The organism is Streptomyces sp. NPDC002265 (assembly GCF_040296125.1).
Taxonomy (GTDB): Bacteria; Actinomycetota; Actinomycetes; order Streptomycetales; family Streptomycetaceae; genus Streptomyces.
In genome coordinates, this window is sequence record NZ_JBEOWS010000489.1 from 1 (window position 1) to 5,543 (window position 5,543).

6 protein-coding genes are annotated in these 5,543 nt (G+C 67.3%); 5 read left to right on the forward strand and 1 reads right to left on the reverse strand.

Annotated features, from left to right (window positions below; genetic code table 11):
* Positions 1-315 precede the first annotated feature (315 nt).
* The gene (locus tag ABT085_RS43185; RefSeq protein WP_351621731.1) at positions 316-576 is read left to right on the forward strand and encodes a hypothetical protein; all 261 of its coding nucleotides are present in this window, start codon (positions 316-318) and stop codon (positions 574-576) included.
* 610 nt (positions 577-1,186) lie between these two features.
* On the opposite strand, the gene ABT085_RS43190 is transcribed toward ABT085_RS43185, so the two are convergent.
* Complete coding sequence (locus ABT085_RS43190; RefSeq protein ID WP_351621734.1) at positions 1,187-2,287, reverse strand: sugar ABC transporter substrate-binding protein; 1,101 nt, start codon at positions 2,285-2,287, stop codon at positions 1,187-1,189.
* A 593-nt stretch (positions 2,288-2,880) separates the two neighbouring features.
* On the opposite strand from ABT085_RS43190, the gene ABT085_RS43195 reads away from it, so the two are divergent.
* The 4 genes from ABT085_RS43195 (at position 2,881) to ABT085_RS43210 (ending at position 5,376) form a co-directional block, all read left to right on the forward strand.
* A complete protein-coding gene (locus ABT085_RS43195) occupies positions 2,881-3,885 on the forward strand; it encodes an alpha/beta fold hydrolase (RefSeq protein ID WP_351621737.1) in 1,005 nt (334 codons plus the stop codon).
* A gap of 479 nt (positions 3,886-4,364) precedes the next feature.
* Positions 4,365-4,622, forward strand: coding sequence for a hypothetical protein (locus tag ABT085_RS43200; RefSeq protein WP_351621740.1), 258 nt, complete (start codon positions 4,365-4,367; stop codon positions 4,620-4,622).
* Positions 4,619-4,990, forward strand: coding sequence for a fic family toxin-antitoxin system, toxin component (locus tag ABT085_RS43205; protein WP_351621743.1), 372 nt, complete (start codon positions 4,619-4,621; stop codon positions 4,988-4,990). The genes ABT085_RS43200 and ABT085_RS43205 overlap by 4 nt, the downstream gene beginning before the upstream one ends.
* Positions 4,991-5,088: 98 nt before the next feature.
* On the forward strand, positions 5,089-5,376 hold the full coding sequence (locus ABT085_RS43210; protein ID WP_351621746.1) for a recombinase family protein: 288 nt from the start codon (positions 5,089-5,091) through the stop codon (positions 5,374-5,376).
* The last annotated feature ends 167 nt before the right edge of the window (positions 5,377-5,543 follow it).

Sequence of the window (5,543 nt, forward strand, 5' to 3'; positions counted from 1 at the left end):
GCCACGAATGGCGAGGAACCGGCCGTGCCGGGCCGGTCATCCGGTCGACAGCGCGCCCCGTTCACCGCGCTGACATGCCGGTCCTTCCTTTCTCCGGCTGCCGGCTCGGTCACCGGTGGTCTCTGCCTCACGCGCCCCCCCTGTGCTGAGGCAGAGACCACCATCTGCCGTCGCAGGCCCGTCATGACGAACTGCGGAACGGTCTTCCGGGGTGCGTACCCGGCGGACGCTCAGGACGATGCTCGGGTCGGGCCACGCTCCACGCCCGCAACTGGCGGCCGACGAGGCCCGGCGTCGGAACCGTCCTCCCTGCAGGTGTCGGCCGACGTCGTTGCGCAGCGCGAGAAGCAGCGGGATCCGGCGTATGTCGTCCAGTGTGAGCGTGAGGCACGGCAGGGCGCAGACAGCGCGCATGCCGATCAGGCTGTCGGCCTCGCCGGGCTCGAACTCTTCCCGCTCGGCGACTCCCGCAGCCTCGAACGCGGTGCGGAGTTCGGCCGGCATGCCGGGGAGATCGGCCCCAGACCGAGGTCGTCGACGTTGATCACTTCGACCTTCTCGCCGTCGACGGCGTAGGTGAGACCGGCGTCCCCGTTGATGGTGTACACGGTCGTGGCCGCTGTCCGGCCGTCACTGGACAGGGCCTCCGCCGTACCGTCGAATATGAGGACACGACACGGTCCGCGGCAACTTGAACGTGCTCATTGGTCAGCCACCGATCACCGCCGATGTTCGGCGGGCGGAGGAGCCCGAAGGCGCGAGGGCGGTGCTTGACGGGACAAGGGGACGTGACGGCCGGAAAGCAGGCGCGCCGCTCGACGGGTGCAGCTGAACCAGGGCGTCCTTGTCATCATCTGTGACGCACGCGACGCCGGTCGGTGAGGGAACTGCTGATCAGTATCAGTGCACGGGAACACGCCCTGGCGATCGAGGAACGCTCCGCCTCCGCGGAAACGACGTCCCGGAGGTGACGACGGGCTGCGGCCACGGCGGCGAAACCGGGGCCGGGGCTGGACCCGCGAGGTCCGCACAGAACCCGAGGCGGCGGCGCCCGCCTGTCAGCGGCTCGGCGAGCGGCTGATCTGCCCGGCCACGGGTGCTCGGCGCGGTCCCGGCCGCGACCACTGGACCGCCGCCGCCGGTGCCTTGCCACGGGGCCCGCCGGCGGCGGACCGCAGGCGGAGGACTACTTGAGGCCGATGTCCGCGCAGGCCGCTTCGTACTCGGCGGTGCAGATGTCGGAGACCTTGTAGAAGCCGTCCGCGATGAGCGTGCTCTTGATATTGGCCTTGGTCACGGCGGTCACGGGGACCAGCTGGGCCGGGATGTTCTTGTTGGTGGGGCTGTCGACACGGTCCCTGGTGAAGGAGTCGAACAGGATGTTGTGGCCCTGGACCTTGGCGATGGCCATCTGCGCGACGGTGTCGGCCTCGTTCACGTACGGCTTGTAGACTGTCATGTACTGCTCGCCGGAGACGATCCGCTGCACGGCGTTGAGGTCCGCGTCCTGGCCGGTGATCGGTGGCATGGTCGTGACGCCGGCCTTCTTCAGGGCCTTGACGATGCCGCCCGCCATGGCGTCGTTGGCGGAGTAGACGGCGGCTATGTGATCCTTGCCGATCGAGTCGATCGCCTCGGCCATGTGGTCCGCAGCATACTCCGGGCTCCAGTCTCTGGTGTCGAACGAGGCTGCGACCGTCACCGTGTTCAGCTCGCTGAGGGCACCTCGCTTGAACTGGGCGGCGTTCGGGTCCGTGGGCGAGCCGTTCATCATGACGATCTTGGCGGAGAGACCGGCGTTCTTGCCCAGGCCCTCCAGCAGCGTGCGGGCCTGCACCTCACCGACGAGTTCGTTGTCGAAAGAGATGTACGCGTCGATCGGGCCCTCGGCCAGACGGTCGTAGGCGATGACCGGGATGTCAGCCTTCTTCGCCTTCTTCACCATGCCCGCGATGGCGTGCGCGTCGACCGCGTCGAGCACGATGACGTCGACTTTGTTGTCGATCATCCGCTGCATCTGCTGGTTCTGCACGCTCACGCTCGCGTCGGCGTTGGCGTAGTCGACCCTGCCCTGCTTCTGGGTGAGCTCGGCGACCTTGCTTTTGATGATCGGGTAGTCGAAGTTCGCGAACCGCGTGTTGGTCGTCTCCGGCATCAGCACCCCCACGGTGATGTGGTTGTCCCTCGTGGGGGTGCCGGCGGGGTCCGTCGCCCCGTCCAGCGCGCCGCATCCGGCGAGGGAGAGGGCCATCGCGGGGATGGCCGCGAGGGTGGTGGTACGACGCATTGCGGAGCTCACTTCGGCTGTGTTCGGGACATGGGGGGGGGCTTCGGGCCTGGATGTTTCAAGACGAATCGCCGACCGTGCGCGACGTCAGGTGAACCACCCGTCGGGTGCCACACGCCGCGCCCTGCCCTGGTGAAGGCGGAAGTCGATCGACTACCGAACAGCCTTCACGAACTCCCCGCCCGATGGGAGCCACCGCAGAGCTCTCGGCCCGAACGGCCAACTCCTGTGCCCACGAGCGCACATAGCCGACCGCCCCCGTCAGGCGCGGACCGTCCGCGCATGCATGGTGGCGGGTCCATCACCATGAGCGTGCGGAGGTTCAGGGCGATATGGGGTTGTTGAGCCATAAACCACGTGCTAGTGTCTTCAATGCGTGATTCAAGATGGGGTCGCCCCGATACTGGATCGGTCGATCCGGTAAGGTCCGCGGCATGCGGCCCCGGGTGGCGAAGTTGCCTCCCTGTGCTCGGCGAAGGAGTCGCGCGCTCTGAAAATGGAATAGTCAATCCAGAAATAAGGTCCACAGATCCTGCCCCTGCACCCCAGGCCGCGGAGGTTGCCGGACCCCCCACATGATGAGGAATCCCGCCATGAAGAAGACCCACGTCACCGCCCTCGTCGGCGGAGCCGTCGCCGCCACCACGCTCGCCACGGCACTCGTGGGAATGCCCGCGTTCGCGACGCCTGCGGCACACGTGTCGGCGTCCGCCCAGCGTGCGCACACCGCTGATCCGAAGGTGCCCGCCGGCTTCACGGAGCACAAGGTGAAGGTGGGCAAGGTCGGCATCGACTATGTAGAGGGCGGGCACGGCAAGACTCTGGTCCTGCTCCACGGCTACCCGCAGAGCTGGTACGAGTGGCACAAGGTGATGCCCGAGCTGAGCAAGCACTACCACGTGATCGCCCCCTCCCTGCGCGGCGCCGGGAACAGCGACGCACCGGCGTCCGGCTACGACAAGAAGACCATGGCCGAGGACATCCACGGCCTCCTGCGCAAGCTCGGACGCGACCACGACATCAATCTCGTCGGCCATGACATCGGCACGATGGTCGCCTACGCCTACGCCGCCGCGCACCCCGGCGACGTCTCGAAGCTTGTCCTCAGCGAGGCCCCCCTGCCGGACAAGAACCTCTACAAGTTCCCCTCCCTCACACCGCAGGGGCCGGGCTTCTGGAACTTCGGTTTCTTCAACGTCACCAACGGCCTGCCCGAAAAGACCATCAAGGGCCACGAGACGGAGTGGGTCGACGGGTTCTCCGACCTGCTGGAGCACAACAAGAACGGCGTGACGTCCGAGGACGCGGCGGTCTACGGGCACTACCTCAAGGACAGCGCTCATCTGCGGGCCAGCTTCGAGTGGTTCCGGGCCCTGAACAAGGACGTCGCCGACAATGCCGTCAACAGCCAGAAGAAGCTGAAGATGCCCGTTCTGGCCCTCGGTGCCCAGTACAGCCTGGGCAATCTCGTCCCGGACCAGGTCAAGCAGTACGGGACCAATGTCACCGGCGAGGTCGTCGCCGGCTCCGGCCACTGGCTGTGGGAGGAGAAGCCCGCCGAGATGACCTCGCGCCTGCTGAACTTCCTGGGCCACTGACCCGGACCGGAACCGACCCGAGCAGGCTCCCTCCCGTCCTGGACACGGACAGGCCCTGGTCCGGCACCGCTGCAACGGTGCCGGACCAGGACCTGCGAGCGTGACGGGGACCGAGCGACGGACCCCTTCCCCCCTCCGATGCCGGGGCGCTGAGAGAGGACCGCGCGACGATGCGTGGTTCATGCCATGCCGGGATACGCGTTGATCGTGCAGAAATCCACTCGTCCTCGACCCGCAGGCTGGGAGGTCGACAGCACCGCGGCGTGGCTGACGACCTGGATCCCCCTGGCGTCCGGCCGGGAACCGGTCAGGCCATCGCCTCGGCGACGAGTTCGTCGGCGGCATGGCGTGTGCGTTCTCCTCGTGGCCGAGCATCAGTGCCGTGCGTACGGCCGGAGGTTCGAGCGTGGAGCTCGCCGAGCCGTGTGCTCGCGTGCGGTAGGAGGTCTCCTCTGCTACCACCCTGCTACCATGCAGGGATGGCTACTGCGAGGAAGCAGACTCAGGTCCGGCTGGAGGAGGACGTGCTGGAGGCCGGCAAGGCTGCAGCACGCGCCCGTCAACTGGACTTCAACCGGTACGTGGAGCGGCTCATCATCGAGGACACCACCGGTGCCCGCGCCGCCGGCATGGCGGCCGCGCAGCGGTTCATCGACGAACACGGCAGCTTCCTCGACGATCTGGAGCAGCACCTCGACGCTCCGTACGCCGATCGGCATCCAGGCGCCGCCGCGTGATCCTGCACGTCGACGAATCCTGGATTCTCGAAGTGGCGGAACGGGTCGGGCGCCGCAATCCGGCCCCCGACGACTACGGTGTGCCCATCGCCGCCGTCGCCCGCCATCGCGGAGAACTCCTCGGCACCGCCGTCTACGACGGCCCGTACGCCCGTGCCGCCGCCCTGGTGCACACCCTGGGTCGCTGCCGCTGGCTGGAGCGCTCCAACCTCACCGTCGCCTGCGCTGTTGCCGTCATGTACCTCGAAGCGAGCAACATTCCGGTCGGCCCGACCCGCGAACAGCTCACCGCACTCGCCCACGAGCTGAACAGTCCGCGCTGCCGCGCCGACCGGATCGCCGTCCTCCTGCGGACCTGGAAGCCATGACCGGGACCGGTCATAGGCGTCGGCAGGGGTGGCAACTGCTCATGAAGGAGTGTCTATAAGTATCTTTTAGATGTCATGAGTGACGTACGATCTCGTGTATGAACTTGACGGAATGGGCACGCGCACAGGGGATCGCCCCGCGTACTGCGTACCGCTGGTTCCGTGAGGGCACGTTGCCGGTCCCTGCGGAACGGGTGGGGCCGCGCACGACCCTGGTGAACATCGACGTGAACACCGCAGCGTCCATGACCGGCGGTGTGGGCTTGTACGCCCGTGTCTCCTCCCACGGCCAGAAGGCCGACTTGGAGCGGCAGACCGCACGCTTGTCGGAGTGGGCAGCCAAGGCCGGGCACAAGGTCGTTCGGGTTGAGTCGGAGATCGCATGAGGCGTGAACGGCGCCCGTACGAAGGCGCGTCGGCTGCTGGCCGACCCGAAAGTGACCGCCGTGGTGGTGGATCACAAAGACCGGCTCGGTCGTATGAACGTCGAACTCGTCGAAGCTGCTCTGTCCGCCACCGGTCGCCGGCTCGTCGTGCTCGATGACGGTGAGGT

Bases quoted from the DNA above. Each gene is read 5' to 3' on its own strand.
- ABT085_RS43190 (WP_351621734.1), bottom strand. From the start codon at position 2,287: ATGCGTCGTACCACCACCCTCGCGGCCATCCCCGCGATGGCCCTCTCC.
- ABT085_RS43195 (WP_351621737.1), top strand. From the start codon at position 2,881: ATGAAGAAGACCCACGTCACCGCCCTCGTCGGCGGAGCCGTCGCCGCC.
- ABT085_RS43210 (WP_351621746.1), top strand. From the start codon at position 5,089: ATGAACTTGACGGAATGGGCACGCGCACAGGGGATCGCCCCGCGTACT.
- ABT085_RS43200 (WP_351621740.1), top strand. From the start codon at position 4,365: ATGGCTACTGCGAGGAAGCAGACTCAGGTCCGGCTGGAGGAGGACGTG.